Source organism: Amycolatopsis sp. NPDC003731, assembly GCF_053586895.1.
This window is the reverse complement of record NZ_JBSFNC010000003.1, coordinates 55,220-80,834: the sequence shown is the minus strand read 5'-3', so window position 1 is coordinate 80,834 and position 25,615 is coordinate 55,220. Positions and strand designations below refer to the sequence as shown.

Sequence of the window (25,615 nt, the reverse complement as noted above, 5' to 3'; positions counted from 1 at the left end):
TCCCTCAACCGCATAGATCGGGCCTCGCTCAGCGGGCGGCGTCAGCGGCTTTCCGGGCGGCGGTGGCGGCCTTGTCGGCTTCGTCGAAGGCCGCTTTCGCGGTCTCGAACTCCGCCGTCGCCCGCTCGGCGCGTTCCTCGGCTTCGGCCAGGCGCTCGCGCAGGTCGTCGACGCGGGCGGTGGCCTGCTCGGCCGCGCGTTCGGTGCGGACCAGGTCGCGCTCGGCGGTCGCGCGTTCCTTGTCCCGCTCGGCGGCTTCCTTGCGCAGGCGCTCGCGTTCCGCCCGCGCCCGGGCCCGCTCCTCTTCTTCACGCCGGTGGTCGCGCTTCGGCTTGGCCGGTTCGGCCTTGTCCACCAGCTTCGCCGGGCGCTTCCCGGTGACGGGCGGGACGCTCGCGGCGAGGCTGAACCACTGGTCGGTGTCCTGGTGCGCAACCGACGTCAGCCGCCCGGCGAGCGCCAGCGCGGCGGTGTCCGGCTCGGCCGCGACGGCCTCCAAGGTCGACTCCACCTCGCGGGAGACGGTGTCGCTCATCGACGGCAGCTCGTGGAGGATCCGCCGCACCAGCTCGCCGCGGCGCCGGGTCAGCGCGCGCAGCTCGTCGCCGGCCAGGCGGGTGTGCGCATCCCTCAGTTCGGCACCGAGCTCGGCGAGTTCACGCAGCTGATCGGAATCGTCCCGGGCCAGGCCGTTGACGATCGCCGCGGCCGTGGTCGGCTTGCGCAGCTGCTGGATCCGCTTCGCGAGCTCGGCGTCTCCCTCGGCCTTCGCCGCCTTCGCCGCCGCGTTGCGCGCGCTGACGAACTCCGCGAGGTCGCCCCCGTAGAGCTCGCCGGCCACCGTGTCGAAGTCCATCGTGGTCCAGCGAACCACATCGGACTGGTGCGGGCACCCGGTGAGGAGTCATCATCGGGGGATGTTCTTCGATCTGGGTGTCCGGGACTTCCTCGACCGCGCGGAAACGGTGTACCCGGACCGCGTCGCCGTGGTCGACGAGCCGGACCAGCCGGCGCCGAGCTGGGGTTCGCTCACCTACCGCGAGGTGGCGCGCCGGGCCCGCGCGCAGGCCGCCAACCTCGACGCGCTGGGCGTGCCGGCCGGCGGGCGCGTCGCGATGGTGTCGCACAACGCCGCGCGGCTGCTCGTGTCGTTCTTCGGCGTGTCCGGCTGGGGCCGGATCCTGGTGCCGGTCAACTTCCGGCTGGCTCCCGCCGAGGTCAAGTACATAGTGGAGCACTCCGGGGCGGAGGTGCTGATCGTCGACCCGGAGCTCGAGCACCTGCTCGGCACGGTGACGGCGAAGCACGTGTTCGTCCTGGGCCGCGACGACGACGCCATCTGGGGCGGCGACGGAACGCCCCGGCCCTGGGACGGCGACGAGTCGGCCACCGCGACCCTCAACTACACGTCGGGGACGACCGCCCGGCCGAAGGGCGTGCAGCTCACCCACCGCAACATCTGGCTGAACGCCGCGGTGTTCGGCCTGCACACCACGTTGAGCGACAACGACGTCCTGCTGCACACGCTGCCGATGTTCCACTGCAACGGCTGGGGCATGCCGTACGCGGTGACCGGCCTCGGCGGGCGGCACATCGTGCTGCGGAAGGTCGACGGCACCGAAATCCTGAGGCGCATCGACGAACACGGCGTGACGATCCTGTGCGCGGCGCCCGCGGTGGTCACGGCGGCCCTGGACGGCGCCGCGGCCTGGGACGGCGAGATCCCCGGCCGCGACCGCGTCCGGATCGTGGTGGCCGGCGCGCCGCCGCCGACGCGCACGATCGAGCGCGTCCGGGCCGAGCTGGGCTGGGAGTTCATCCAGATCTACGGGCTCACCGAGACCGCGCCGCTGCTGACGGTCAACCGGATGCGCAGCGAGTGGGCGGACCTCGACCCGCACGAGCAGGCGCGGCGGCTGGGCCGCGCGGGCACGCCGGCGCTCGGCGTCCGGATCGCGGTGGACGGCGACGGCGAGGTGCTCGCCCAGTCGAACCACAACCTCCACGGCTACTGGGAGAACCCTTCGGAGACCGCACGGGTCACCGACGGCGGCTGGTTCCACACCGGCGACGGCGGAACGTTCTCCGAGGGTTACCTGACGATCGCGGACCGCAAGAAGGACGTGATCATCTCGGGCGGCGAGAACGTGTCGTCGATCGAGGTGGAGGACGCGCTCAACTCGCACCCGGCGATCCGCGAGGCCGCGGTGATCGGCATCCCGGACGAGAAGTGGGGCGAGCTGGTGACGGCGCTGGTCGTGGTGGAGGGTTCGGTCACGGCGGAGGAGCTGATCCGGCACTGCCGGGAGTACCTGGCCGGGTACAAGTGCCCGAAGCGGATCGAGTTCCTGGACGCGCTGCCCCGGACGGCGACCGGGAAGATCCAGAAGTTCAAGCTGCGGGAGCCGTTCTGGCAGGGCCAGTCGCGGCAGGTCAACTGAGGTGCGGTTCTTCTTCGACCCGGGCTCGGGCGCGGCGCTGTGGGACGACGCCGGACCGGCGGATCTCGACGAGCTGCCGATCAGCGCCTCGTTGCGGGCCTCGGTGGACAGCCTGGTCGAGCAGTACGACGAGTCGGTGAACTGGGACTACCCGCCGGACCCCGGACCGTGGCGGGAGGCGCGGTGCGCCCGCTTCAACGCCGACGTGCATGCGGTCCTGGGCCGGTTGCGCGAGGAGCTGGGGCACGGGGTGGAGGACCGGTTCACCGAGCTGCACGAAGACCCGGAGCTGGATCGGTACCTGGCCGATCCGGGAGGGTTCAGGCGCTAGCGGACCAGCGCGCCGAGACGGAGATGTAGCGCCGAGCTCCTCCGCGGCGACCCAGCAAGCGAACCGGATCGCCACGACGAGAGGCAGCTTCCGTGCAGACGTTCCTCCAGCAGCTCCCGGCCCTGATCGGAGTTGTCATCGGCGCGCTGGCGTCATTCGCGGCCACCTCGGCCGCCGAACGCGGGCGCTGGCGGCGGGCCCAGTCGGTGCGCTGGGACGAACGGCGGCTCACCGCCTACGCCGACTACGCCTTCGCGCTCAAGCGAGTCATCGCTCTTTCGGTCCGGATCGCGGCACATCGCGGCATCCACCCCGACATCGACTCCCTGCCGCCCGAAGAAGGGCTGCCCGCCTTGGCCGCGGCCGAGGAGGAACGCACGGTCAAGTGGGAGACCGTGCTGCTGCTGGGAACCGGCAGCACCGTCTTGGCCGCACGGGCCTGGCACGAGAGCGCCTTCCGGTTGCAGCGGATCGCCACCGGCGCGGAAGCCGACCTGCCGTGGGCCGAAGCCATCGAGGCCGTGAGCAAGGCGCGGCGCCGGTTCTACGAGGCCGCGAAGGCGGACATCGGGATCGCCGTCGGGGACCTGCCGGAAAGCTACGAGTGGCAGATCGGCCGGCTGGTCGGTCCCGACCCGGCCCCGCCGGGACCGAACGCCTAGCGGACCAGCCGGAAGAACGTCCGCACCTCGTCGGCGAACAGCTCCGGCTGCTCGTAAGCCGCGAAGTGCCCACCCCGCTCCAGCTCGTTCCAGTGGCGGATGTCGGTGTACCGCTTCTCCGCCCACCGGCGCGACGGCCGAGGCATCTCCCCGGGGAAGATCGAACACCCCACCGGCACGTCCACCGTGTCGTCCGTCGCCTCGGAGAACCACTTCTGGACCTTGCGGATGCTCTCCCAGTACAGCCGGGCCGAGGACGCCGCCGTGCCCGTCAGCCAGTACAGCGTCACGTCGTCCAGGAGCTCGTCGCGGGTGAACGGGAAGCCGTCGGACCAGGCGTGGAACTTCTCCACCAGCCAGCCGCACAGGCCGGCCGGGGAGTCGAGCAGGCTGTAGCCGATCGTCTGCGGACGGGTCGACTGCAGCACCGAATACCCGTCCTCCCAGCGTTGCGCGTTCTCCAGCGCGGCCAGCGCGGCCCGCTCGGACGCCGTCAGGTCGTCGAACGTCGCCGGGTCCGGGGCCGCGATCGGCGGGTTCAGGTGGATGCCCGCCAGGTGGGCCGCGTCCTGCTGGGCCAGTGACGTCGTGATCGACGTCCCCCAGTCGCCGCCCTGGGCGCCGTAGCGGGCGTAGCCCAAGCGGGCCATCAGGGCCGCCCACGCGGCCGCGATCCGCTCGATGCCCCATCCCGGCGCCGACGGCTTGTCGCTGAAGCCGTAGCCCGGCAGCGACGGGATCACCAGGTCGAACTCCTCCGCAAGCGGCTCGATCACCTTGCCGAACTCCAGGAACGAGCCGGGCCAGCCGTGCGTGAGGAGCAGCGGGAGCGCGTCCGGCCGCGGCGAGCGCACGTGCAGGAAGTGGATGCCCAGGCCGTCGATTTCGGTGCGGTACTGCGGAAACCGGTTGAACCGGGCTTCGACGCGGCGCCAGTCGTACTCCGTCGCCCAGTATTCGCACAGCGGGCGCAGGTAGCCCAGCGGCGTGCCCTGGCTCCAGCCGGCCACGGGCTCGGCTTCGGGCCAGCGCGTCCGCCGCAGCCTGACCCGCAGGTCGTCGAGGTCGGCCTCGGGGATCTCGATCCGGAACGGCGTGGTCACGCCGGCACGTAGGTCAGCTGCACGACACCGTTGCCGAACGTCGCGGATTTCTTCAGCTCCAGCGGGAACGACGGCCCCTCCGCGGGGAACAACCGCATGCCGCGCCCGACGACGACCGGGTAGAGCAGCAGGTTCAGCTCGTCGACCAGGCCTTCCGACAGGAGCCACCGCACCGCCGTCGGGCTGCCGCTGGTCATGATGTCGCCGCCGGTTCCGGCCTTCAGCGTCCGGACCGCTTCGGCCGGGTCGCCGGTGAGCAGCGTCGAGTTGTTCCAGCCGACTTCGGACAACGTCGACGAAAGCACGTATTTGCGCACGTTGTTCATGAACTCGGCACCTTCGTCGTCCTCGACGGTCCGGCCGGGCCACGCCTCGGCGAACCCTTCGTAGGTGACGCGTCCGAGCAACATCGCGTCCGCGGCGGCCATCCCGCTGCCGACCGCCTGGCCGATTTCGTCGCTCCAGTACCGCAACGACCACTTGTCGGGCGCTTCGACCACGCCGTCGAGGGAGATGAACAGGTTCGCGACGATCTTGCGCATGCGCCCACTATAAACCGGCGAAACGTCCGGACCGTCCACTAGCGACGCTTTCGCTGTCCGCCTCCGCCCGGGCCCGCTCCTCTTCGGTCGCGGGTTCGAGGCGCGCCGGGACGTCCTTGTGGTGCGGCGTGCCCGCGATCGGGTCCCGGTCCAGCGCGTCCGTGAGGAGGTTGATCCGCGGCCCGCTGACCACCCGGCGGCCGTCGGCGGCCGGGTGGGCCATGCCGTAGCCGTGCGGGAGCGCGAGCTGGCCCGGCCGCAGCGCGGGATCGGCCTCGGCGCGGACGACCACCCGCCCCGCCGGCGTCACGACGGCCACCCAATCGCCGGGCGAAGCGCCGATCGACGCCAGTTCTTCGGGACGCGCGCGCAGAGCGCCGTCCGGATCGGTGCGGCGCCAGCGCGGATCACGCAGGATCTGGTTCGCGTTGTGCGCCCGCCGCTGCCCGTTGAGCAGCGAAAACGGGTACGCCGGGTCGGGCTGCTCGGCGGCCGGGTCCAGCGCGGCCAGCCAGTCCAGCAGGTCCGGCACGGCGAGCTGGACGCGCTCGCGCCGCATCAGGCTCCACACTTCGTCGTGCTCGTGCGCCGAAAACGGCGTCGGACCGGCCAGGACGCGCTCGAAGAGCTCTTCACCGAGCTGCGGACCGGTGGCCGAGCTGCCCAGCGCGCGCTGCACCGGCACGGTCATCGTCTTCGCCGCGCGGTGGCAGCCGGCCCACAGCGGCGCGATCGAGGCCGCGCCGTCGGGCAGCGACGCGCCGAGGGTGCGGTAGAGCAGCACCGGCAGGATCGCCGCGCGCTCCGGCATCGCCTGGACCAGCGCACCGAGGCCCGCCTGCAGCGCGGATCGCGGCCCGGCGGCCAGCTCGCCGAGGACGTCCGACGCCGGCAGCACGCCGAGCGCGTCGAACAGCCGCGTGTAGATCTCGGCCTCGACGAGCGTGCCCGGCAGCGGGTCCAGCAGCGGCGGCCGCAGCTGGAAGTAGTTCGTCGGCCATTCGAAGGTGAAGAGCGTGAACTCCCACTTCTCGTGCTGGGACGCGGCGGGCAGCACGTAGTCGGCCAGCGCGGCCGTCTCGGTGTAGGCGACGTCGACCACCACGGACAGCTCCGCGGCCTCCAGAGCGCGTTCGACGTCCCGCGTGCCCGCGAAGGTGTTGGCGGGGTTCGACGACTCGACCCACACCGCGCGGACGTGGTCCGGGTGGTCGGCGAGGACCTCCTCGGCGAGGGTGTTCGCCGGCAGCAGGCCACCGATGTACTCGAAGCCGGTGATCTCGGAGCGCTGCCCGGTCGTCGCGCCCCACAGCGGCTGCAGCCACGAGTGCAGGTTGTTCGTCCCGCGCCGGCCGAAGTGCCCGGTGAGCAGCTACCTGCTGGATGCCCAGCTCGACGCGCACGGTCATCGCCTTCGCCGCGAGAATCAGGTCGACGGCCCGTTCGACGTCCACACGGGACACTTCGGCGTGCGCGATCCAGGCGTCCACCGGTACTTTCGCCAGCACGGCGGCGACCTCGTCGAAGCCTTCGGTGTGCTCGGCGAGGAATCGCTGGTCCGCGCCACCCCGTTCGAGCAGCAGCGCGAGGAGCGCGCCCAGCAGGTAGGCGTCGGTGCCCGGCCGCAGCGGGAGGTGCAGGTCGGCCAGCTCCGCGGTCTCGGTGCGCCGCGGATCGATCACGATCATCCGGCGGTCCGGGTCGTTCTTGAGCGTGTTGAGCGCGTGCCGGGCGTTGCTGAACCCGTGCGCCTGCCAGGGGTTGCAGCCGAGCACGACCAGCAGGTCGCAGTGCTCGACGTCCTCGGCGGTGTGCACGATCGTCGAGCCGAACAGGTGGCCGTTGACCCAGAAGTCGCCGGTCTTCTCCTGCGACAGCGCGTTGAAGTGCCGCGTCGAGTTCATCCACTTCAGCAGCGACGTGCCGTAGGCGCCGCCGGAGTGGTTGCCCTGGCCACCGCCGCCGACGTAGGCGAACGAGCCGGGCCGCCCGGCCGCGGTGTCGGCGTCCCGGATCGCGTGCAGCTTCACGGCGATCTCGGCGAGCGCGGTGTCCCAGTCGATGGGCTCGTGCGTGCCGTCGGGCCGCCGTCGCAGCGGTGACGTCAGGCGGTCTTGGTGGTCGCCGTACCAGGTCAGCCGCTGGGCCTTCTGGCAGAGTACCCGGCCGAGCGCGGATGGGCCTTGTCGCCGCGGACGCGGGTGATCTTCCGGCCGTCGAGCTGGACCTCCAGCCCGCAGTTGAGGTAGCAGAGGCTGCACGCGGTGCGGTGCCAGTCGCCGGTCACATCAGCTCCAATGCACGGCCGAGCGTCGTGAGACGCGCTTCGAGCGTTTCGCCGGCCGGGTAGAGCCGGACGGTGTCGATGCCGGCGTCGCGCCAGACGCGCAACCGCTCGCGCACCATTTCTTCGGTGCCGATCAGCGTCGTGCCGAGCACCATTTCGTCGGTGACGAGCGCGGCGGCGCCGTCGCGGTCACCGGCCTGCCAGCGCTCGCGGACCTCGGCGGCGACGTCGGCCCAGCCCTGGCGGCTGTAGGCGTCGTTGTAGAAGTTCGTGCTGGCCGAGCCCATCCCGCCGAGGCTGAAGGCCAGCTCCTTCTTGCGGCTGCCGACCATCGCGCGCAGCTCGTCTTCGTTGTCCGCGAAGGCGACTTCGGCGCCTTGGCAGACGTCGATGTCCTTACGCTCCCTGCCCGCCTTCGCGAGTCCGGCGTCGAGGTGCGCGAAGTACGCGTCGGCGCCTTCGGGGACGAAGCTGGTGCCGAGCCAGCCGTCGGCGACCTCGCCGGTGAGCTCGAGGAGCTTCGGCGACAGCGTCGCGAGGTAGATCGGGATGTCCGGGTTCGGGGCAGTGGACAGCCGCATCGGGCGGGCCTCGCCGGGCCGCGGGATCTCGAACGCCGCGCCGGAGAACGAGATCTTCTCCCCCGCGAACGCCTGGCGGATGATCTCGACGGTCTCGCGCATCCGCGTCAGGGGCTTCGCGAACGGGACGCCGTGCAGGCCCTCGATGACCTGGGGCCCGGACGCGCCGAGCCCCAGCGCGAACCGCCCGCCGGAGAGGTCGGCGAGGGTGAGCGCGGCCTGCGCGATGGCGACCGGCGTGCGCGTGCCGAGCTGGATGATCCCGGAGCCGAGCCGGATCCGGTCGGTGCGGGCGGCGAGGTAGCCGAGCGCGGACGGCGCGTCCGAGCCCCAGGCTTCGGCCACCCAGCAGACGTCGAGGCCGAGTTTTTCCGCCTCCCGCACGAAGTCCAGCGTCGCGCGGGTGTCCTGGGAGAACTCGACGGTCGTCGCGGTTTTCATCGGTTTTCGGCCCGGGCCTTGATCGCGGCGAGGTTGCCCTTCATCGCCGTCTCGAACTCCCGCATCCGGACGAAGACGATCTTCTGTTCCTTCTCCGGCATCCGGTCGATGGCGAACGACAGCCCGGACCGGCCGGGACCCATCCGCATCCACTGGCTCAGGCGCGTGCCGCCGGCGTCCGGCTCGAGGGTGAACTTCCAGACGGCGCTGGGCTCCTCGGGGTCCTGCACGGCCCACGCGAACACGCGCGGCGCTTCGCATTCGACGACGTACGAGGTCGTCTCCCACTCGCCGAACGCGTCGTGCTTGCTGCGGCCGAGGAACTTCCGGCCGACCTCGCACCACTCGACGGACTGGAGCTCCGCGCTCATCTCGGGCATCAGCGAGATGTCCGAGACGATCGGCCAGACCTCCTCGGGCGCGGCGTCGATCCAGGTCGAAACCTCCGCCGTCGGCAGGTCGGCGTACCGCGCACCCGTCCACTCCATCGTGGTCGCACCCTTCCCTCGGCTGACCACGATAGTTGCGTAGATAGACTGACTCTGTCAATCACTCCTGCCGGGCGAAGCGCTCCTCGACGTCGGGCCGCTGCGCCAGCCGGGGCGGGAAGCCGGGGCCGCGCCGCATCCGCGTGTCGTCGGGCGTCATCGGCTCCCGGCAGCCGGCGCAGACGATTTCGGCGTGCGTGTCGTGCCCGCAGGCGAGGTGGTGGACGGTGATCGGCGGGCCGGCTTCGGTGGCGAGCCACTTGTCGCCCCAGCGGGTCATCGCGAGGAGCACCGGGTAGAAGTCGCGGCCCTTCTCGGTGAGCACGTAGTCGTAGCGCACCGGCTCGGTCTGGTACGGCACCTTTTCCAGCAGGCCCTCGTCGACCAGCCGCTTGAGCCGGTCGGCGAGGGTGTTGCGCGCGATGCCGAGCGCCTGCTGGAACTCGTCGAAGCGGCGCACGCCGTAGAAGGCGTCTCGCAGCACGAGCGGCGTCCACCAGTCGCCGAGCAGATCCATGGTGCGCGCGATCGAGCACGGCCACTGCGCGAACGATGTCCGTTTCATGCGGCCGAGGGTACGCCGTTCCGGAAAGAGACTCAGCAGGTCAGACGAGATGCCCGGTGGTCACGTCCACGTGCTCGGGGACCTCGTCGTGCACGTCGCCGACCGAGAGCGTGCCCGCCGGCTCGACCAGCAGCACGCTCGCGCCCGCCTTCGACGACGGCTTGTGGAACGTGCCCTTCGGGACCACGAAGACCTGCCCGCGGCCGAGCGTGACCACGCGTTCGTCCGGGTCGCGCAGGCCGATCTCGATCTCGCCGTCCAGGACCAGGAAGAACTCGTCGGTGTCTTCGTGGACGTGCCAGACGTGCTCGCCGTCGAACCGGGCGAGGCGGATGTCGTAGTCGTTGACGCGGGTGACGATCCGCGGGCTCCAGGCGGCTTCGAAGCTCGCCAGGACTTCGTTGAGGTCGATCGGGTTCATGCCTCCCATGCTCGACCTGGTGTTTCCCGGGCGCGAGTGCTAGGAATCGCACATGCCGCAAGAATTCTCGCACCGGGTGGTCGCGATCGTCACCGAGGAGTCGAACCCGTTCGAGATGGGCGTGGCGACCGAGCTGTTCGGCCTCCGCCGTCCCGAACTCGACCGGCCCTGGTACGACTTCACGCTGTGCTCGGCGACGCCGGACGTGCGGATGAACCTCGGCATGTTCACGCTCTCCGGCGTCGCCGGCCTCGAGGCGGCCGACACGGCGGACACCTTGATCGTCCCGGCCCGACCGAACACCGGCGTCCCGACGGACCCGGCGATCATCGCGGCGATCCGCCGGGCACACGACCGCGGAGCCCGCCTGGTGAGCTTCTGCACGGGAGCGTTGGCGCTCGCCGAAGCGGGCGTGCTGGACGGCCGCCGCGCGACGACCCACTGGCAGTGGGCCGCCTCGCTGGCCGCCCGGTTCCCGCGGGTCAGGTGGGAGCCGGACGTCCTGTTCATCGACGAAGGCACCGTCCTGACGGCGGCCGGCAGCGCCGCCTCGCTGGACCTGGGCCTGCACCTCATCCACCGCGACCACGGCGCCGAGGTGGTCAACGCGGTGAGCCGCCGCCTGGTGTTCACCGCCCACCGCGACGGCGGCCAGCGGCAGTTCATCGCCCGCCCGGTGCCCGAGGTCCCGGAGACGTCGCTGGCCCCGGTCCTGGCCTGGGCGTTGGAGCGCCTGGACACCCCGCTGACGGTGACGGACCTGGCCGCGCGGGCGGCGACCAGCCCCGCGACCCTGCACCGGAAGTTCCGCGCGGAACTGGGCACGACCCCCCTGGCGTGGCTGACGACGGAACGGGTGAGCTTGGCGTGCCGCTTGATCGAGCGGGGCGAGCTGAGATTGGACCGGGTGGCCTCGTCGAGCGGCCTCGGAACGGCGGCGAACCTCCGGGCGCAACTCCGACGCCACACGGGCCTCAGCCCGAGCGCTTATCGCCGCCGCTTCGGCCCGGCGGCGTGAAAACAGCGAGCGCCTCGGCCAGCGCGGCCTGCTGCAGCCGGGCCGGGTAGGTCCTCGGATCCGCCGCGGCCAGGACGTTCATCCCCTCCACCAACGCCACCAGGCTCTTCGTGGCCAGCTCCAGCCGCTCGTCCGTCCACTCCGGACGGCACGCCGCCACCAACCGGCGGACTCGGGCCAGGAACGAACGGTTCGCCGCCCGGTGGCGCTCGGCCAGGTCCTCGTCGGCCAGCGCCGCCGCCAGGAAACCCACCCAGACGCGGGATTCCTCGTGGTGGCCGTGCGGGAGGTCCACCGCCTGGCCCAGCACCGCCGCGAGCGCGTCCGGCGCGGACGAGCACGCCGCCTCGGCCGCGTGCGCCCGGACCGCCGTGCGTTCGTACAGCAGGTCGCGTGCGTGCAGCAGCAACGCCTTCTTCGTCGGGAACGCGTGCATCACCAGGCCGGTCGTGCAGCCGGCGCGCTCGGCGACCGCGCGCAGCGTCAGGCCCGGCAGGCCGTCGTCGGCGAGGACCTGCCAGGTGGCGTTCGACAGCAGCTCGCGCTGGGCCTGCACGTCTCGCTGCCTGGGCATGGCCCGGAAGCGTAACAGATGCTACGGTAACGCCTGTTACGGAAACGGGAGGGCGGCCTGATGATCGACTGCACACTGACGATCACCCCGGTGACCTGGGACGATCCGGACGCCGTCCGGCTGCGTCAAGCCCAGCGGACCGAGCTCGACGCCCGCTACGGCACCGACGATCACGAACCCGGCGCCGTCCCGACCGCCGAGACCGTCGCTGTCTTCTTGCTCGCCCGCGACGCCGAAGGCGCCGCCATCGGCTGCGGTGGACTGCGGCTGCTCGGCCCGGGATCGGGCGAGGTCAAGCGCATGTACGTCGAGCCGGCGGCCCGCGGCACCGGTGTCGCGACCGCCCTCCTGCGCGCCCTCGAAGACCACGCGCGGCGCCTCGGGATCACCCGGCTGTTGCTGGAAACCGGCACCGGGCAGCCGGACGCGATCCGGTTCTACCAGCGCGAAGGCTACGAGCCGATCGAGGCGTACGGCCCCTACCGCGGCGAACCGATCTCGCGCTGCTTCGCCCGGGACCTGTGATCGGTTTTCCGATGGCCGGCCCAGGCCGGGCTATTGGCGGCCGGGTGCGCACCGGGCCTACGGTCGACGTACCGCAGCTCTCCACGAACCGGGAGTTTCCCTTGCGCATCAAGCTGATCGGTGCCGCGCTGACCGTCGCCCTGGCCGTGCCGGCCGCGCCCGCCCAGGCGGCACCGAGGATCATCCCGCTCGACCTCGCCGCCGGGCAGCAGCCCGAGAACATCGCCCTGGAACCCGACGGTTCCGCCGACCTCACCTTCGCCTACACCGGCGAAATCGGCCGGGTCACGCCCGGCGGGCGAATCGGCGTCATCGCCCGGATCCCCGTCCCCGCCGATGGCGACGTCCCGGTGGTGCACCGGAAACTGTTCCTCGGCGGAATCGCCCGCGCCCCGGGCGGCGACCTCTACGTCGCCGTTTCGACCGGCACGGCGGCGACCGGCCTCTACCGCGTCCGCCCCGGAAGCACCCCGACCAAGGTCGCCGCCCTGCCGCCGGCCGGTTTCCACAACGGCGTCGCCCGCGATCCCGCCGGCGGCGACGTCTTCGTCGCCGACTCGTTCGGCTCGGTCGTCCGGCGCGTCTCGCCGCGCACCGGGCGGGTCACCGACTGGGCCACCGGCGAACTGCTCGCCCCGGTCGCCGGCTTCGGCGCGAACGGCGTCAAGGTCCACGACGGCGCGCTCTGGGTGTCCAACCTGGACCGCGGCACGCTCGTCCGGTTCCCGCTCACCGGCGCACCCGGCCAGGTCGTCGCCTCGGGTCTCGGGCCGGTCGACGACTTCGCGTTCCACGGCGGTGACGTCGTCGCCGCCGTCAACCAGGAGAACCGGGTCGTCACGGTCGGTCACGGCGGGATCCGGACCATCCTGTCCACTTCGGACGGCCTGGCCAACCCGACTTCGGTGGCCGTCCGTGGTGACACGCTGTACGTGGCCGACAGCGCATACTTCGGCGGATCGCCCAATCTGCTGCGCACGCGGCTGTGATGAACGTGCATCCGCACGCCGATTGTGCACGCGCTTTCCTTGATCTTCGGGAAACGGTTGCCGGTGACCAAATCCACCGGTAAGTTGGCGCGGACCCCGGTGTTCGGTCATCGGGGTTCGCGCTGCTCGGCGAAGCGGGGGAGGCTACCGCCGAGAGAGCGCTTTCCGGCGGTATGGGTCGCCGCCGGGCGCAGGAGGGAACAGTGCCTTGGTGTTGCGGGGAACGGTCATGGCCGAACACGTGACCGAGCCGTACGTGGTCGGCCTGGAGGCCATCGCGGGTGAGCTGCTGCGCGGCAAGTGGTGCGTCTACCTGCACGAATGGCTCGGCGACGACCTCGACCTGCCCACCTGGCAGGCGGAAGTGGCCGCCCACGCCGAGCACGCCGGGGTCGAGGTCTGTTTCATCGAAATCCCCCGCAAGGACATGACACTGGTGGCGAACGTGCGCGCGCTGCCCAGCTTCGAGCAGGTCACCGAGTCCGTGGCCGCGCTCGAGCACTACCGGGAGCTCGACGCGGGCAGCCGGAGCGTCGTCTCCCGCCGGTCAGCCCAGTGACACGAGCGCGATCGCCGCGCCCGCGCCGAGCAGCCCGGCGAGCTGGGCCGGGCTCAGCCGTTCCCGCAGGAAGACCAGCGCCAGCAGCACCGGCACCGCCGGGTAGAGCGCGGCGAGCACGGTCGCGACCGCCAGCAGCTGCCGCTGGGCCGCCAGCAGGTAGAGGACGATCGCCGCGCTGCCGCACACCCCGGCGAACGCGGCGGGCCAGCACAGCCGGGACGGCAGCCGCCACGGCGCCCGGGTCGCCGCGACCAGGCCGGCGATGGCGACCACCGACACCGCGCGGCTGAACACCACCGGCCAGAACCCGGCTTCGGCGGGGATCCGCGAGAGCGCGACGAACTGGACGGCGAAGCCGAGCCCGGCGACGAAGGCGTCCGGGATCCCCGCCGCCGTCCGGCCGGCCCGCTCCCCGCGCGAGCGCGAGACCAGCCACAACGCCGGTACCGCGCAACAGATCCCGGCGAGCGCGAGGCCCGAAAGCCGCTGCCCCAGCAGGACCAGGCCGAACAGGACCGGCAGGACGACGGCGGCGACGTCGCTCGCGGGCACGACCAGGCTCATCGCCCCCTTGCCCATCGCGCGGTAGAGGAAAGCGACGCCGACCCCGGTGCCCGCGCCGGAAAGCGCGCCCCACCCGAGCGACGCCGCGGTGACGGTGCCCGAACCGGCGAACGCGGCGAAGGGCACGGTCACCACCGTGCCCGCGACCTGCGCGTACAGCGAGACGGTCATCCCCGGTGCACGGCGGGAGACCAGCCCGCTGACGAAGTGCGTGATCCCGAAGCACAGGGCCGAGACGAGGGCGAGGACGTTGCCCATCACGGCGTCCCGAGTTCGCGCTGCGCCTGGCCGACCGGGCAGAGCCGGTCCTGCGCGACGCAGCCGGGCCGGTCGCAGAGCCGGCACATCAGGTCGCCCGAGCGGACCTCGGCGTGTAGCCCCCGCAACAGCTGTTCCAGCAACGGCTCCAGAGCGTCCTGATCGGATACCGCGGCCAGGGCGCCGGTCAGCACGTCCTGCCGGGCCTCGAGCGCGCGGTGCGCCGCGGCCCGCCCCGCCCGGGTGAGCACTACGCCGACTGCGCGGCCGCTCTTCGCCTGCCGCCGCACGAGCCCGCGGGCCGCCAGCTGGTCGAGCATCCGGGCGCAGGCCGGCTGGCTGAGCCCGATCCGCCGGCCCAGCTCGGTTCCGCCGAGGCCGGGGAACTCCGCCAGCACGACCAGCGCGGCGGTCCCGCTCGGGCTGACCCCGGCGGCCGCCGCGGCGGCGCCCGTCATCCGGTCGGACAGGTTCAGCACCGCCGCGCCGAGCAGGTTCGCCAGCCGCGTCTCATGCATTACTCATGCATACCCGAGTGCCCGGCACGAAGCAAGGTTGACTTCAACCTTCCTCGAGCTTTTACCGTCGAAGCCATGACCGATCTCCGCACCGCACCGCCGCCGATCCCGCGCACCGTCTGGATCGCCTCCGGGGTGATGGCGCTCGGCGGCTTCCTGGGCAACATGGACGCGTCGATCGTCGCCGTCGGGCTCGAATCGATGCGGGACAGCCTCGGCGTCGCCCTCGTCGAAATCCAGTGGGTCGCGACGGCGTACCTGCTCGGCCTCTCCGCCGCGCTCCCGCTCACGCCGTGGCTCGGGCGCAGGTTCGGCGCCGGGCGGCTGTGGCTCGCCGCGCTGGCCGCGTTCCTGCTCACGTCGGTGGCCTGCGCGCTCGCCCCGGACGCGGTCACCCTGATCGGCTTCCGGGCCGTGCAGGGCATGGCCGCCGGCGTGATGGTCACCGCCGGGCAGACCGTGATCGGGCTGGCCGTCGGCCCGGAACGCCTCGGCCGCACCATGGGCACGCTGGCGCTCGTGGTCGGGCTCGCGCCGGTCGTCGGGCCGAGCGTCGGCGGCTTCCTGCTCGCGCACTTCTCCTGGCCGGTGCTGTTCTGGCTGAACCTGCCCATCGGGCTGCTCGCGTTCGGCCTGGCGCTGCGGTACGTCCCGCGCGGCGACCGGCAGCAGCCGCCGCCGATGGACTGGCCCGGCCTCGCGATGGTGTCGCTCGGCCTGCCCCTGCTGGTGTACGCGCTGACCGAGCTCGGCGCGCCCGGCTCGCTCAACATCGTCCTCGCCGCCATCGGGGCCGCGGCGATGGGCTTGTTCACCTGGTGGTCGCTGCGCACGCCCCACCCGGTCCTGCAACTGCGGCTCGCCGGGCGGCCGGTCATGGGGTCCGCGCTCGCGGCCGTGCTGCTCGGCGGCGCCGGGATGTTCAGCGCCGTCCTGCTGCTGCCGCTGTGGTTCCAGCTCCGGCTCGGCGCCGGGACCGCCGAGTCGGGCGTCCTGCTCGCGCCGATGGGGCTGGCCACGACGGTGTTCGTGTTCGTGGCCGGGCGGCTGACCGACCGCTACGGCGGCGGGACCGTCGCGCTCACCGGGTCGCTGGTGGTGCTGGTGAGCACGGTGCCGCTGCCGTGGTTCGGCCCGGACACGCCGATGTGGCTGGTCCAGGCCGTGCTCCTGGTCCGCGGCGCCGGGCTCGGGCTGTCGATCATGCCCGCGTCGACGGCGGCGTACGCGTCGGTCGGCGCCGCCGAGCTCGGCCACGCCACCGCGCTGGTGAACATCGTGCTGCGCGTGGGCGGCGCGCTCGGCGGCGCGCTGTGCGTGATCGTGCTGTCCCAGGGCCTGGCCGCCGGCCCGGCGACCGGGTTCGGCTGGGCGTTCGGCGTGCTGGGGGCGCTGTGCGCGCTGGGAACGCTGGCCGCGGCCTGGGTCCGGCGGGCCGAGCGGCCGTCCACAGTGGACGCGAAGGCGTGATTCACCTGGGAAGCTGGCGGGATCCCCGGATCGGTGATTTGCTGGAGTCGGTCATGCACTGTCGGTAGGGGAGGACTGACGATGGCGAGGGTGGGCAAGCGGCTGATGACGGCCGTGGCCGTGACGACGATCCTGGGAAGCGTGCTGCTGGCCCCACCGGTGTCGGCGGCGGAATCCGTCGACTGGCGGCCGTGCGCCGACGCGCCCGAGATCGACTGCGGCACGGTGACCGTGCCGGTGGACTGGGCGCACCCGGACCGGGGCACGACGTCCGTCGCGCTCGCCCGCCGCAAGGCGACGGACCCGCAGGCCCGGATCGGCTCGGTCCTGATGGACCCGGGTGGTCCCGGTGGGTCGGGCACCGAGGAGGTCAAGAACGGCTGGTCGCTCTCGCCCGAGGTCACCCGGCGGTTCGACACCGTGGGGTTCGACCCGCGCGGCGTCGGCGCCAGCACGCGGATCTCGTGCGGGCTCGAGGAGCTGATCGCCGACCACCCGCGCATGCCGCGCAACCAGGCCGAATTCGAGCAGCTCGCGGAGTACAACCGCAAGCTCGGCGAGAGCTGCAACCGCATTTCCGGGCCGCTGGGGCAGTTCGGCGACACGAAGAGCGTCGCGCGGGACATGGACGCCATCCGCGTGGCGCTCGGCGAGCCGAAACTGACGTACTACGGCGTTTCCTACGGGACGCTGATGGGCCAGCAGTACGCGGAACTGTTCCCGGACAAGGTCCGCGCCCTCGTGCTGGACAGCAACATGGACCACTCGCAGTTCACCGCTGGCGAGTTCCTGCTCAGCGAAACCCGCTCGGTGCAAGCGGAATTCGGCGAGTTCGTGGCCTGGTGCGACCGGACGCCGAGCTGCGCGCTGCACGGCCGGGACGTCTCCAAGCTCACCCGCGAACTCCAGGACAAGGCCGCCCGCGGGGAACTGAAGGACCCGCGCAGCGAAGAGGTGCTCCAGCCGCTCGACCTCGCGTCGCTCTTCCAGGGCAACTTCTACGGCCCGAGCTGGGACAGGCTCGCCACGGTACTCAAGTCGCTCGCGGACGGCACCCCGCCGGCGGCGTCGGCGAAGCTGAGCGACGACATCCCGATCAACTACGTCTTCCAGAGCGTGTTCTGCGACGACTGGCGCATGCCGGTGCACAACTTCGCGGAACTCGAGGCCTACCGCCGGGTGTCGGCCGCGTTCGCCCCGGACGTCAAGGTCAACTCCCTGGGCTGGACGGCGGTCACCGGCTGCATCGGCTGGCCGAACCGGACGAGCAACCCGCAGCACCCGCTGCAGGTGCACGGCGCACCGCCGTTGCTGGTGCTGAGCAGCCGGCACGACCCGGCGACGCCGTACGCGTGGTCGCAGGCGGTGGCCCGCCAGACGGGCAGCACCCTGCTCACCTACGACGGCTGGGGCCACGGCGCGTACTTCAAGAACAGCTCGTGCGTGACCAAGGCGACCGACGACTACCTGATCACCGGCAAGCTTCCGGCCCGGGGCACGCACTGCCCGGCGGTCGAGCCGGGGACGGCGACGGCGATGCTCGCCCGGCCACCGTCGACGATCGGCTTCTGAAGCGGGGCCTACCGCGGCCGGCGCCGCCAGAGACCGGTCACGGCCGCCAGTGCGCGGGCTCCCGGCGACGGGACCCGCGCCGCGGCCTCCGGGCCGATCCGGCGGCGCATGCGGTAGGCGAGTTCCAGCACTTCCAGGTCCTCCGGGCGGCGGCGGCCGCGGACATCCGGGCGCAGCATCAGCTCGCTCACCGTCACGGGCCTGCCACTGGCACGGTGCGCCGTGCGCGCCATCAGGAACCTCCGCTGCTTTCGCCGACCGGGCTCCGCGATTCTATGAATTCGATTCGGGTTCGTCACCTTACTCGTGAGTTGTGTCCGATGCGTGTCCCCCGGGCATTAGCCTCGAACCATGATCACCATTGGGGGCTTGACCGAAACCGACCGCACGGCCTGGGAAAACCTGTTCGCCGGCTACAACACGTTCTACGGCCGGACGCTTGCTCCGGACCTCGTGGACCGGGCGTGGCGCGAGTTCGCGAGCGGGGAACGGATGCACGCCCTCGGCGCGCGGGCCGACGGGCGGCTCGTCGGCATCGTCCACTTCTTCACGCACGTCAGCACCACCTCCGCCGACGTCTGCTACCTGCAGGACCTCTTCACCGATCCCGACGTCCGCGGGCGCGGGGTCGGGCGCGCGCTCATCGAAGCCGTCGCCGAGTGGGCGCGGGCGCAGGGCTGCGTGCGCGTCTACTGGCACACCCAGACGTCGAACACCACCGCGCGGCGGCTCTACGACCAGGTCGCGCTCGACAAAGGCTTCATGCAGTACCAGATCCCGCTCGGCTGACCCTCACCGGCGGTGCCGGCCGCCGCCACCGCATCCGTGGTGGCCGCCGAACGGCAGGCCCGCCGGGCGGCGGCCCGCCGACATCGACGGCCAGTCCGGCCCCTTCGAGCGGCCGCGGGACCACAAGGGAATGTCCGGGATCTCGTGGCGGACCGGCGCCGCCTTCTCCGGCGGCTTCGGTTTCGCTTTCGCCGGTTCCTTCACCTTGTCGACGATCTTCACCGCCCGGGCCAGCGTTCCGCGGTGCACCACCGGATTGACGGAATTCGATTCCGGATCGGCGATCACTGGAGTGATTTCGGCCGGCTCCGCAGGCGGCACCGCGGAATCCGGAGGCGTCGGGGCCGCGTGCTTGGCCGGCGGCACGACGACGTCCGCCGGCAACGGGACCAGCGCCACCGCCGGGGGTTCCAAGCCGGCCGGGGGCCAGGCCGCGGCCGTGTCACGGGTGGGAGGCATCGACACCGCCGCGCTGACCCCGCCGGTCAGCGCCAGCGCTCCCGCGACGACCGAGAACATCCGCAACCGCGTCAGCGAGCGCAGGACCTGCGGCTTCTCGCGGTGGCGCGCCCGCGGGAGCACGAGGGTGTCTTCGTCGCGGTAGCGGTCGCGCGGTGCGTCGGACCGGACCAGCAGCTCGGCGACGGTGACCTGCTCTCGGCGCGGAGCCCTACGTGCCATCAAACCCTCCACCTGGGCCGTCCGGACGGGCGGCAACACGTCCGGACGGCCGATCATAGGAACGCTTCAAGTCCGTGTAAAGGCTCGATCACCCGAGCCGGCCGCCACCGTCCACATGCAGCACCGAGCCGGTGACGAACGGGTTCGCCAGCAACAGGAGCGTGGCCGCCGAAACGTCCGCGGGCCGGCCCACCCGGCCGGCCGGGATCGCTTCCGCGGTCCGGCGGAAGAACTCCGCCTTCGCCTCGCCGAGCCGGTCCCACGCTCCCGAATCGACGATGCCCGGGGAAATCGCGTTGACCCGGATCGGCGCCAGCTCGACGGCCAGCGCTTCGGCGAGGAACGCGACCGCGCCGTTCGTCGTCGCCATGACCGTCCGTTCCGGTGCCGGGCGCCACGCGGCGACGCCGGAGAACAGCACCATGGCACCGCCGTCCCGGAACCGGGGCGCGAAGTGCTTCGCCAGCATCAGCGGACCGGCCACTTTGGCATCGAAGGCGCGCAGCACCGCGGCCCGCTCCAGCGTCGTGACCGGCCCGTTCGCCGGCGCCGCGGCGAGCGAAACCACGAAGTCCACTTCGCCCACTTCGTCGGCAAGCGCTTTCAACGACGATTCCTCACCGAGGTCCGCGAACGCCGTCCGAATCCCCCGCTCCGCCAGCGCGGCCGGATTCCGTCCGGCCCGGATCACTTCCGCGCCCGCAGCAACCGCGTCCGCGGCGATCTGCCGGGCGATACCCGCACCGCCACCCACGATGACCAAACGCTTTCCCTCGAACGACATTTCCGTGGTCCTTTCGTCTCGCACACGGCGTTCAGCGCTCGGCGCCGCCGGAACAATCCCGTCGTGATCCGAAGGTTTTCGATGACTGCGATAGAATTCGCGAATGCCTACGCTGCGCGCACTCGAATGCCTGGTCGCGGTCCTCGACGCGGGCTCGATCACCGAGGCGGCCGCGCGGTTGCACCTTTCGCAGCCCGCGTTGTCGCACCAGATCGGTGCGCTGGAACGCGAACTGGGGACGCCGGTGCTGGAACGGCTGCCGCGCGGGGTCCGGCCGACCGCCGCGGGACGGGCCGTCCTCGCCGACGCGCGGGCGGCGCTGGCCGCCGCCGAACGGGTGGTCCGGACCGGACGCGCGGTGGCCGGCGGCGGCGAAGGCACGCTGCGGATCGCGTGCGCGGAGAGCATGACCGCCGGTCTGCTCGCCCCCGTGCTGCGGGCGTGGCACCGGCACCGGCCCGAAGTGCTGATCACACTGACCGAGACCACGAGCGCGGATGCGCTGGTCGAAGCCCTGGAGACGGGCGAAGCGGACGTCGCGGTCGGGCCCCGGCCGAGCCGCTGGACCGGGGCCACCGAGGTGGTGGGGCGCGAGGAGATCGTCGTGGCGCTGGCCGCGGACCACCCGCTCGGCACCCGCGCGAATGTCCCCATGGCCGCCCTCGCGGGCATTCCGATGGTGCACTACCACCGCGACAATGGCCTCGGCGGATGGCTCGACCAGGAGGCCGCCCGGCGCGGCACGGTACTGGAGGCGGTGATGCGGACCAAGCAGGCGGCGACGGCGGCCCAGCTCGCCGCAGCGGGACTCGGCGTGGCACTGGTCCCGACCACCGCGCTCACCCGGACCTTCCCGGGTGCGCTGCGGCGGCTCAAGCCCCCGCTGCACCGGGACGTCGTGACGTTCACGGCGACGCCGTCGGATTCGCTCGTCCGGCGGTTTTGCTCGGACGTGACGCACCGCGGGCTCACCGTGCCCGGTGTCCTGTCGGACAAACTGTCCGTGGCACCCGGTTAAGTCCTGGTGAATCTGACAGATTTCCTACGAAGGTTTTGTGCCATCCAGACGAACTTCTCGCTCACGGGCAGATTCGGCTGTGCCATTCGCCAAAGTTTGGTTCCATCGGATAGCTTGCTCCTACCGGTCAGTACCGGTGGGTGAGGCCGATCGGGTGAGGCGATCAGCGACAGATCGAGGGAAGCGGGGACGAGCATGCCCAAGCACCGGCCACGTCGCAGGAACGCGCGTTCGGTCCGCAGGACCGCCGCCGCGCTCGCGGGCGGGGCGCTCGTCGTGCTGCCCACGCTGACCACCGGCCTGCCGGCGCCGGTCGTCGTGGCCAACGCCGGGGACAGCCAGCCCGACCAGGCCGTCGCCGCGCCGCCGCAGCAGCCGAACATCGTCATGCCGCCGATCGCGGTCGACGGCAGCCTCCCCCAGCCGCCGCTGCCCGAGCCGCTGGTCGTGCCGGGCGGGCGAGCCGGCTCCGCGGGCATCTCCGGGTCGCTCGGCATCCCGGGCAGCATGCTCAAGGCCTACAAGAACGCCGCCGACATCCTCGCCAAGGAACAGCCGGACTGCCACCTGGACTGGGCGCTGATCGCCAGCATCGGCCGGATCGAGTCCAACCACGCCCGCGGCGGGTACGTCAACGCCGGCGGCGACACCCTGGAGCCGATCCTCGGCCCGGTGCTCAACGGCGCCGGCGCGTTCGCCGCGATCCGGGACACCGACGGCGGCAAGTACGACGGCGACACGGTGTGGGACCGCGCGGTCGGCCCGACGCAGTTCATCCCCTCGACGTGGCGCGGGTACGCCTCCGACGGCAACGGTGACGGCGTGTCGAACCCCAACAACATCTACGACGAGACGCTGGCCACCGCGCGCTACCTGTGCTCGGGCGGTCTCGACCTCTCGACGGACGCGGGGCAGCGCATCGCCGTGCGGCGCTACAACAACTCTTCGTCCTATGTGGACACAGTGCTGGCGTGGGCCGCTGCCTACCGCGGCGGGGTGGCCCAGCTGCCCGACAGCCAGGTGCCGATCGGCACGCCCAACGCCCCGGACGCCGCCGCGGCCGGGTCCCCGGTCGGCGTCCCGGCCCCGCCGGCGCCGGTCGTCACGCCGCCGCCGGGCACGACGCTGCCCGGCACGTCGACGACCCCCACCACGCCGTCGTCGACCACCCCGGCCAGCACCACGCCGACCACCCCCGCGACGCCGACCACCGAACCGACGACTCCGTCGACGCCCACCCCGCCGCCGTCGACGACCAGCACCACCCCGCCCCCTTCGTCGACGGCCGCCAACACCCCGGCGGACTCGACGGACGCCCCGACCGAAACCACCTCGACCAGCTCGGCCGGGTGAGCCCGGTGGAGCCGTTCCTGGTGCACATCCGCTGCGACACCGACGGCTACACCCACGCCGTCACCGAGGAGGAGTTCGCGGCGGGCCGGCACGACGGGCGGTTCCGGGCGGTGTGCGGGCACGTCGTGCTGGCGGCCCCGATGATCGAGGAGCCGGGCCGGTTCGACCCGGTCTGCCGGGACCTCCTGCGCGCCGGGCCACCCCACCCGGCTGAAGTGCCCCGGCAGGAGCGACGCCGGCTGCGGTGGCGCAGCCGGCGCTAGGGGTGCGCCTGCCGAACCTGCGACACCGTGCTGCCGCGCCTGCTCGCCGAAGCCGACGCTCAGGGCTGGAGCGAACTACGCGAACCCCTCCGGGTCGAGCCGCCTGACCACGCGATCGGCAGCTGGTGACGTCGGCCGGGCCCGGGCAGAACACCTAGTCCACCATGGCCTGGATGCCGTCGAGCATCCGGTTCAGGCCGAACTCGTACGCCGTGTCGCCCTGGGCCTTCGCGCTCTGGTCGAAGCCGCCGCCGAGCCAGATGCGGTTCATCGCCGGGTGCGCGTCGACGACGAAGTAGTTCTCCCAGAACGACGACCGCTGGTGCCACCAGGCCTCGGTCGACTGGCCGGTGCTGCGCTCCAGCCGCGTGTTCTCCGCGCCGAGCGCCGCGTTGGCGTCGACGTACGTGCCGATCCCGTTGGCTGCCGCGACGGCCTGGCGCGGCGGCAGCCCCAGCTCGTCCATGATCGACAGCAGGTACTCCTGGCCCGCGAGCTGGCCGGGGCCCAGCGGCGGCCGGACGCGCGAGACCTCGCACAGCCACGGGTGGTCGCGGTAGGCCTGCCGGGTCCGCTCGGCGTAGAGCGCCACCTGCTCGCGCCAGTCCCCGCGGCGCGGCTCGCCCGGCCCGGGCAGCCGCCGCCCGACGAGGACGTCGTCGACCATCAGGTCGACCAGCTCGGCCTTGCCGGGCACGTAGGTGTAGAGCGTCATCGTGCCCGCGCCGAGCTCCTTGGCGACGCGGTGCATCGACGCGGCGGCGAGCCCGTCGGCGTCCGCGACCGCGATCGCGGCGGCGACGACCCGCTCGATCGTCAGCGTCGGCCGGCGGCCCCTGGTCGGTTCGGCGGCGCCGCCGCGGGCGCGCCAGAGCAGCGCGAGCGTCCGGTCGACGTCCTCGGCGCCAGTGCGTTCGACGGTCATGCGGTCCCCTCGCTTCTCGTCCGGACATTACCCTGGAAGCAGACGGAGGGGGTGCGAGGAGATGAGCGAGCGCAAACCGCCCAAGGTGTCCTTCCGCTGGTGGGTCGACCGGAAGATCGACGAAGCCCGCAAGCGCGGCGAGTTCGACGACCTGCCCGGCACCGGCAAGCCGCTGCCGAAGCCCACCGGCAACGACGCCGCGACCGACTGGGTGCTCCGCGAAGTCAAGAGGGGCGGGCACGACACGAAGGCGCTGCTGCCGCCGGCGCTCGCGCTCAAACGCGAAGTCCAGGACCTGCCGGAGCGGCTCGCCGGGGAGCGGGCCGAACGACAGGTCCGGGAGATCGTCGAGGACCTCAACACGCGGATCCGCCAGGCCTACCTCAACCACCACACCGGGCCGCCGCTCACGGTGGCGCTGGTGGACGTCGAAGAGGCGGTCGCGGACTGGCGCCGCTCACGAGCGGCGTCGTAACAACGCCCGTTCCGCCCCGCTCCACGCGGTCGTGGTGAGAAGGTGGATCCCGGCGGTTCCCAACGCAGCCGTGCGACTGGTACCGGGTGAACTTCGGCCCTGGGTCGCGGAGCCGGATCGACTCGGCGAGCCGGGCCCGGCGGCGCGAGGCCGTGGCGCGGCTGCGGACCGGCATGGACCACCGCGCGACCGGGCCGGTCAACGCGGGGAACGCCAGCTCCGGCCAACGTGGTCACCGCGCCGCTCCAGAGGAACGAAAAGGTAACAGCCCGATGGGCTGTAATCTGGTTCGATGAGAGGGCAACTCGTCGTCGTGCCGCTTTTGGCGGTGCTCTTGCTGTTCACCGTCCCGTGGTGGACGCTGGTGCTCGCGCCGGACTGGGGCACCGCGGCCACGATCGCCGGGACGGCGCTGTTCGCGCTGGGCCTGGTGACCATGCCGGTCGCGATGTTCCGCGGCCACTCCCGGCACCAGAGCGACGCCGCCGCCCGCCTCGGCGACTCGCTGCTCGCCGTGATCTGGGTGCTGTTCAGCTGGTCGATCCTGAGCCTGGTGCTGCGGGTCGCGCTGCTCGGCGTCGACGACCCGGCGCGGTCGCGGATCGTCGCGGGCGCCACCGCGCTGATCGCCGCCGGGCTGCTCCTGCACGGCAACCGCGTCGCCATGCGCGTGCCGCCGGTGAAGGCGGTCGACGTCGTCATCCCGCGGCTCGGGCCGGGGCTCGACGGCCTGCGCGTCGCCGTGCTGACCGACACCCACTTCGGGCCGATCGACCGGACGAAGTGGTCGGAAGAGGTCGTGGCGGCGGTCAACGCGCTCGAGGCGGACGTCGTCTGCCACGCCGGCGACCTCGCCGACGGCGCGGTGGCCAAGCGCCGCAAGCAGGTCGACCCGCTCGGCGGCGTCCAGGCCGGGCTCGGGCGGTTCTACATCACCGGCAACCACGAGTACTTCGGCGAGGCCCAGGCGTGGCTCGACCACATGGAGGGGCTCGGCTGGGACACGCTGCACAACCGGTCGACGCTGCTCGAGCGGGGCGGCGACCGCATCCTGTTCGCCGGCATCGACGACCCGACCGGCACCGCGTCCGGGCTGCCCGGCCACGGCCCCGACCTGCCCGCGGCGCTGGACGGCCGGCCCGACGGCGTCCCGGTGGTGCTGCTGGCCCACCAGCCGAAGCAGGTCCGCCAAGCGCGTGAGGCCGGTGTCGACCTGCAGATCTCCGGGCACACGCACGGCGGGCAGATCTGGCCGTTCCACCTGCTGGTGCGGTTCGACCAGCCGACACTGTCCGGCCTGACCCGGCACGGCGAGACGCAGCTGTACAACAGCCGCGGCACGGGGTTCTGGGGGCCGCCCTTCCGCATCTTCGCGCCCAGCGAGATCACGCTCCTGACCTTGCGCTCCGCCTGAC

31 protein-coding genes and 1 pseudogene are annotated in these 25,615 nt (G+C 72.2%); 15 read left to right on the top strand and 17 right to left on the bottom strand.

Annotated elements, in window-relative coordinates:
* Positions 1-28 precede the first annotated feature (28 nt).
* Positions 29-856: a hypothetical protein gene (locus tag ACWDN5_RS02320; protein ID WP_449673926.1), complete on the bottom strand. Its 828-nt coding sequence runs from the start codon at positions 854-856 to the stop codon at positions 29-31.
* A 61-nt stretch (positions 857-917) separates the two neighbouring features.
* Between ACWDN5_RS02320 and ACWDN5_RS02315 the strand changes: the two genes are divergently transcribed.
* The 3 genes from ACWDN5_RS02315 (at position 918) to ACWDN5_RS02305 (ending at position 3,434) form a co-directional block, all read left to right on the top strand.
* Positions 918-2,441 (top strand): AMP-binding protein, encoded by a 1,524-nt coding sequence (locus ACWDN5_RS02315; RefSeq protein ID WP_449673925.1) that lies wholly within the window; start codon positions 918-920, stop codon positions 2,439-2,441.
* Position 2,442: 1 nt separating this feature from the next.
* Positions 2,443-2,772, top strand: coding sequence for a hypothetical protein (locus ACWDN5_RS02310; RefSeq protein WP_449673924.1), 330 nt, complete (start codon positions 2,443-2,445; stop codon positions 2,770-2,772).
* A 92-nt stretch (positions 2,773-2,864) separates the two neighbouring features.
* Complete coding sequence (locus ACWDN5_RS02305) at positions 2,865-3,434, top strand: hypothetical protein (protein ID WP_310967178.1); 570 nt, start codon at positions 2,865-2,867, stop codon at positions 3,432-3,434.
* Here ACWDN5_RS02305 and ACWDN5_RS02300 read toward each other — a convergent pair.
* The 9 genes and pseudogenes from ACWDN5_RS02300 to ACWDN5_RS02260 form a co-directional block, all read right to left on the bottom strand.
* Positions 3,431-4,537 (bottom strand): epoxide hydrolase family protein, encoded by a 1,107-nt coding sequence (locus tag ACWDN5_RS02300; RefSeq protein ID WP_310967177.1) that lies wholly within the window; start codon positions 4,535-4,537, stop codon positions 3,431-3,433. The genes ACWDN5_RS02305 and ACWDN5_RS02300 overlap by 4 nt on opposite strands.
* Positions 4,534-5,079, bottom strand: coding sequence for a dihydrofolate reductase family protein (locus ACWDN5_RS02295; RefSeq protein ID WP_310967175.1), 546 nt, complete (start codon positions 5,077-5,079; stop codon positions 4,534-4,536). The genes ACWDN5_RS02300 and ACWDN5_RS02295 overlap by 4 nt, the downstream gene beginning before the upstream one ends.
* Positions 5,080-5,086: 7 nt before the next feature.
* Positions 5,087-6,328, bottom strand: a complete 1,242-nt coding sequence (locus ACWDN5_RS02290) for a molybdopterin dinucleotide binding domain-containing protein (protein WP_449674012.1) — start codon at positions 6,326-6,328, stop codon at positions 5,087-5,089.
* Between the two features lie 400 nt (positions 6,329-6,728).
* Positions 6,729-7,142 (bottom strand): annotated as a pseudogene (locus ACWDN5_RS02285) (molybdopterin-dependent oxidoreductase); the annotation flags it as partial.
* Between the two features lie 71 nt (positions 7,143-7,213).
* The gene (locus ACWDN5_RS02280; protein ID WP_449673923.1) at positions 7,214-7,366 is read right to left on the bottom strand and encodes a hypothetical protein; all 153 of its coding nucleotides are present in this window, start codon (positions 7,364-7,366) and stop codon (positions 7,214-7,216) included.
* A complete protein-coding gene (locus tag ACWDN5_RS02275; protein WP_449673922.1) occupies positions 7,363-8,388 on the bottom strand; it encodes an LLM class flavin-dependent oxidoreductase in 1,026 nt (341 codons plus the stop codon). The genes ACWDN5_RS02280 and ACWDN5_RS02275 overlap by 4 nt, the downstream gene beginning before the upstream one ends.
* A complete protein-coding gene (locus ACWDN5_RS02270) occupies positions 8,385-8,876 on the bottom strand; it encodes an SRPBCC family protein (RefSeq protein WP_449673921.1) in 492 nt (163 codons plus the stop codon). The genes ACWDN5_RS02275 and ACWDN5_RS02270 overlap by 4 nt, the downstream gene beginning before the upstream one ends.
* Positions 8,877-8,937: 61 nt before the next feature.
* On the bottom strand, positions 8,938-9,441 hold the full coding sequence (locus tag ACWDN5_RS02265; protein WP_310967171.1) for a winged helix-turn-helix transcriptional regulator: 504 nt from the start codon (positions 9,439-9,441) through the stop codon (positions 8,938-8,940).
* Between the two features lie 40 nt (positions 9,442-9,481).
* Positions 9,482-9,871, bottom strand: a complete 390-nt coding sequence (locus ACWDN5_RS02260) for a cupin domain-containing protein (RefSeq protein WP_310967170.1) — start codon at positions 9,869-9,871, stop codon at positions 9,482-9,484.
* 43 nt (positions 9,872-9,914) lie between these two features.
* On the opposite strand from ACWDN5_RS02260, the gene ACWDN5_RS02255 reads away from it, so the two are divergent.
* Entirely contained in the window at positions 9,915-10,880 is a 966-nt protein-coding gene (locus ACWDN5_RS02255; protein ID WP_449673920.1) for a helix-turn-helix domain-containing protein, read from the top strand.
* Here the strand turns inward: ACWDN5_RS02255 and ACWDN5_RS02250 are convergent.
* Positions 10,837-11,454, bottom strand: a complete 618-nt coding sequence (locus tag ACWDN5_RS02250) for a TetR/AcrR family transcriptional regulator (protein WP_449673919.1) — start codon at positions 11,452-11,454, stop codon at positions 10,837-10,839. The genes ACWDN5_RS02255 and ACWDN5_RS02250 overlap by 44 nt on opposite strands.
* Positions 11,455-11,514: 60 nt before the next feature.
* On the opposite strand from ACWDN5_RS02250, the gene ACWDN5_RS02245 reads away from it, so the two are divergent.
* From ACWDN5_RS02245 to ACWDN5_RS02235, 3 genes are all read left to right on the top strand, one after another.
* Positions 11,515-11,979, top strand: coding sequence for a GNAT family N-acetyltransferase (locus tag ACWDN5_RS02245; protein ID WP_449673918.1), 465 nt, complete (start codon positions 11,515-11,517; stop codon positions 11,977-11,979).
* A 101-nt stretch (positions 11,980-12,080) separates the two neighbouring features.
* Entirely contained in the window at positions 12,081-12,968 is an 888-nt protein-coding gene (locus tag ACWDN5_RS02240) for a hypothetical protein (RefSeq protein ID WP_449673917.1), read from the top strand.
* Positions 12,969-13,197: 229 nt separating this feature from the next.
* Positions 13,198-13,527 carry a hypothetical protein gene (locus tag ACWDN5_RS02235; protein WP_449673916.1) on the top strand — a complete coding sequence of 110 codons (330 nt, stop codon included), beginning with the start codon at positions 13,198-13,200 and terminating at the stop codon, positions 13,525-13,527.
* Here the strand turns inward: ACWDN5_RS02235 and ACWDN5_RS02230 are convergent.
* Both ACWDN5_RS02230 and ACWDN5_RS02225 read right to left on the bottom strand, forming a co-directional pair.
* A complete protein-coding gene (locus tag ACWDN5_RS02230; RefSeq protein ID WP_449673915.1) occupies positions 13,516-14,352 on the bottom strand; it encodes an EamA family transporter in 837 nt (278 codons plus the stop codon). The two genes, ACWDN5_RS02235 and ACWDN5_RS02230, sit on opposite strands and share 12 nt — an antisense overlap.
* Positions 14,352-14,870, bottom strand: a complete 519-nt coding sequence (locus ACWDN5_RS02225) for a MarR family winged helix-turn-helix transcriptional regulator (RefSeq protein WP_310967158.1) — start codon at positions 14,868-14,870, stop codon at positions 14,352-14,354. Before ACWDN5_RS02225 ends, ACWDN5_RS02230 begins: the two co-directional genes overlap by 1 nt.
* Positions 14,871-14,945: 75 nt before the next feature.
* On the opposite strand from ACWDN5_RS02225, the gene ACWDN5_RS02220 reads away from it, so the two are divergent.
* Together ACWDN5_RS02220 and ACWDN5_RS02215 are read left to right on the top strand one after the other, a co-directional pair.
* Entirely contained in the window at positions 14,946-16,340 is a 1,395-nt protein-coding gene (locus ACWDN5_RS02220) for a DHA2 family efflux MFS transporter permease subunit (RefSeq protein ID WP_449673914.1), read from the top strand.
* Positions 16,341-16,421: 81 nt separating this feature from the next.
* Positions 16,422-17,912, top strand: a complete 1,491-nt coding sequence (locus tag ACWDN5_RS02215) for an alpha/beta hydrolase (RefSeq protein WP_449673913.1) — start codon at positions 16,422-16,424, stop codon at positions 17,910-17,912.
* Positions 17,913-17,920: 8 nt separating this feature from the next.
* Here the strand turns inward: ACWDN5_RS02215 and ACWDN5_RS02210 are convergent, their stop codons facing one another.
* Positions 17,921-18,103, bottom strand: a complete 183-nt coding sequence (locus tag ACWDN5_RS02210; protein WP_310967153.1) for a hypothetical protein — start codon at positions 18,101-18,103, stop codon at positions 17,921-17,923.
* 160 nt (positions 18,104-18,263) lie between these two features.
* Between ACWDN5_RS02210 and ACWDN5_RS02205 the strand changes: the two genes are divergently transcribed.
* Positions 18,264-18,701: a GNAT family N-acetyltransferase gene (locus ACWDN5_RS02205; RefSeq protein WP_310967152.1), complete on the top strand. Its 438-nt coding sequence runs from the start codon at positions 18,264-18,266 to the stop codon at positions 18,699-18,701.
* A 3-nt stretch (positions 18,702-18,704) separates the two neighbouring features.
* Here the strand turns inward: ACWDN5_RS02205 and ACWDN5_RS02200 are convergent, their stop codons facing one another.
* Positions 18,705-19,382 carry a hypothetical protein gene (locus tag ACWDN5_RS02200; RefSeq protein ID WP_449673912.1) on the bottom strand — a complete coding sequence of 226 codons (678 nt, stop codon included), beginning with the start codon at positions 19,380-19,382 and terminating at the stop codon, positions 18,705-18,707.
* An 88-nt stretch (positions 19,383-19,470) separates the two neighbouring features.
* The gene (locus ACWDN5_RS02195; protein WP_310967148.1) at positions 19,471-20,166 is read right to left on the bottom strand and encodes an SDR family oxidoreductase; all 696 of its coding nucleotides are present in this window, start codon (positions 20,164-20,166) and stop codon (positions 19,471-19,473) included.
* A 103-nt stretch (positions 20,167-20,269) separates the two neighbouring features.
* Between ACWDN5_RS02195 and ACWDN5_RS02190 the strand changes: the two genes are divergently transcribed.
* From ACWDN5_RS02190 to ACWDN5_RS02180, 3 genes are all read left to right on the top strand, one after another.
* Entirely contained in the window at positions 20,270-21,184 is a 915-nt protein-coding gene (locus tag ACWDN5_RS02190; RefSeq protein WP_449673911.1) for a LysR family transcriptional regulator, read from the top strand.
* A gap of 195 nt (positions 21,185-21,379) precedes the next feature.
* Positions 21,380-22,537, top strand: coding sequence for a lytic transglycosylase domain-containing protein (locus ACWDN5_RS02185; RefSeq protein WP_449673910.1), 1,158 nt, complete (start codon positions 21,380-21,382; stop codon positions 22,535-22,537).
* 5 nt (positions 22,538-22,542) lie between these two features.
* On the top strand, positions 22,543-22,800 hold the full coding sequence (locus ACWDN5_RS02180) for a hypothetical protein (RefSeq protein WP_310967144.1): 258 nt from the start codon (positions 22,543-22,545) through the stop codon (positions 22,798-22,800).
* A 154-nt stretch (positions 22,801-22,954) separates the two neighbouring features.
* Here ACWDN5_RS02180 and ACWDN5_RS02175 read toward each other — a convergent pair whose 3' ends face one another.
* Positions 22,955-23,725, bottom strand: coding sequence for a TetR/AcrR family transcriptional regulator (locus tag ACWDN5_RS02175; protein ID WP_449673909.1), 771 nt, complete (start codon positions 23,723-23,725; stop codon positions 22,955-22,957).
* Positions 23,726-23,786: 61 nt separating this feature from the next.
* On the opposite strand from ACWDN5_RS02175, the gene ACWDN5_RS02170 reads away from it, so the two are divergent.
* Together ACWDN5_RS02170 and ACWDN5_RS02165 are read left to right on the top strand one after the other, a co-directional pair.
* Positions 23,787-24,200 (top strand): DnaJ family domain-containing protein, encoded by a 414-nt coding sequence (locus tag ACWDN5_RS02170; RefSeq protein ID WP_449673908.1) that lies wholly within the window; start codon positions 23,787-23,789, stop codon positions 24,198-24,200.
* Positions 24,201-24,492: 292 nt separating this feature from the next.
* Positions 24,493-25,614, top strand: a complete 1,122-nt coding sequence (locus ACWDN5_RS02165; protein ID WP_449673907.1) for a metallophosphoesterase — start codon at positions 24,493-24,495, stop codon at positions 25,612-25,614.
* Position 25,615: the final 1 nt, after the last annotated feature.

Bases quoted from the DNA above. Each gene is read 5' to 3' on its own strand.
- ACWDN5_RS02320 (WP_449673926.1), bottom strand. From the start codon at position 856: ATGGACTTCGACACGGTGGCCGGCGAGCTCTACGGGGGCGACCTCGCG.
- ACWDN5_RS02315 (WP_449673925.1), top strand. From the start codon at position 918: ATGTTCTTCGATCTGGGTGTCCGGGACTTCCTCGACCGCGCGGAAACG.
- ACWDN5_RS02295 (WP_310967175.1), bottom strand. From the start codon at position 5,079: ATGCGCAAGATCGTCGCGAACCTGTTCATCTCCCTCGACGGCGTGGTC.
- ACWDN5_RS02275 (WP_449673922.1), bottom strand. From the start codon at position 8,388: ATGAAAACCGCGACGACCGTCGAGTTCTCCCAGGACACCCGCGCGACG.
- ACWDN5_RS02270 (WP_449673921.1), bottom strand. From the start codon at position 8,876: ATGGAGTGGACGGGTGCGCGGTACGCCGACCTGCCGACGGCGGAGGTT.
- ACWDN5_RS02265 (WP_310967171.1), bottom strand. From the start codon at position 9,441: ATGAAACGGACATCGTTCGCGCAGTGGCCGTGCTCGATCGCGCGCACC.
- ACWDN5_RS02260 (WP_310967170.1), bottom strand. From the start codon at position 9,871: ATGGGAGGCATGAACCCGATCGACCTCAACGAAGTCCTGGCGAGCTTC.
- ACWDN5_RS02255 (WP_449673920.1), top strand. From the start codon at position 9,915: ATGCCGCAAGAATTCTCGCACCGGGTGGTCGCGATCGTCACCGAGGAG.
- ACWDN5_RS02250 (WP_449673919.1), bottom strand. From the start codon at position 11,454: ATGCCCAGGCAGCGAGACGTGCAGGCCCAGCGCGAGCTGCTGTCGAAC.
- ACWDN5_RS02245 (WP_449673918.1), top strand. From the start codon at position 11,515: ATGATCGACTGCACACTGACGATCACCCCGGTGACCTGGGACGATCCG.
- ACWDN5_RS02235 (WP_449673916.1), top strand. From the start codon at position 13,198: ATGGCCGAACACGTGACCGAGCCGTACGTGGTCGGCCTGGAGGCCATC.
- ACWDN5_RS02230 (WP_449673915.1), bottom strand. From the start codon at position 14,352: ATGGGCAACGTCCTCGCCCTCGTCTCGGCCCTGTGCTTCGGGATCACG.
- ACWDN5_RS02225 (WP_310967158.1), bottom strand. From the start codon at position 14,870: ATGCATGAGACGCGGCTGGCGAACCTGCTCGGCGCGGCGGTGCTGAAC.
- ACWDN5_RS02220 (WP_449673914.1), top strand. From the start codon at position 14,946: ATGACCGATCTCCGCACCGCACCGCCGCCGATCCCGCGCACCGTCTGG.
- ACWDN5_RS02215 (WP_449673913.1), top strand. From the start codon at position 16,422: ATGGCGAGGGTGGGCAAGCGGCTGATGACGGCCGTGGCCGTGACGACG.
- ACWDN5_RS02205 (WP_310967152.1), top strand. From the start codon at position 18,264: ATGATCACCATTGGGGGCTTGACCGAAACCGACCGCACGGCCTGGGAA.
- ACWDN5_RS02200 (WP_449673912.1), bottom strand. From the start codon at position 19,382: ATGGCACGTAGGGCTCCGCGCCGAGAGCAGGTCACCGTCGCCGAGCTG.
- ACWDN5_RS02195 (WP_310967148.1), bottom strand. From the start codon at position 20,166: ATGTCGTTCGAGGGAAAGCGTTTGGTCATCGTGGGTGGCGGTGCGGGT.
- ACWDN5_RS02190 (WP_449673911.1), top strand. From the start codon at position 20,270: ATGCCTACGCTGCGCGCACTCGAATGCCTGGTCGCGGTCCTCGACGCG.
- ACWDN5_RS02185 (WP_449673910.1), top strand. From the start codon at position 21,380: ATGCCCAAGCACCGGCCACGTCGCAGGAACGCGCGTTCGGTCCGCAGG.
- ACWDN5_RS02175 (WP_449673909.1), bottom strand. From the start codon at position 23,725: ATGACCGTCGAACGCACTGGCGCCGAGGACGTCGACCGGACGCTCGCG.
- ACWDN5_RS02170 (WP_449673908.1), top strand. From the start codon at position 23,787: ATGAGCGAGCGCAAACCGCCCAAGGTGTCCTTCCGCTGGTGGGTCGAC.
- ACWDN5_RS02165 (WP_449673907.1), top strand. From the start codon at position 24,493: ATGAGAGGGCAACTCGTCGTCGTGCCGCTTTTGGCGGTGCTCTTGCTG.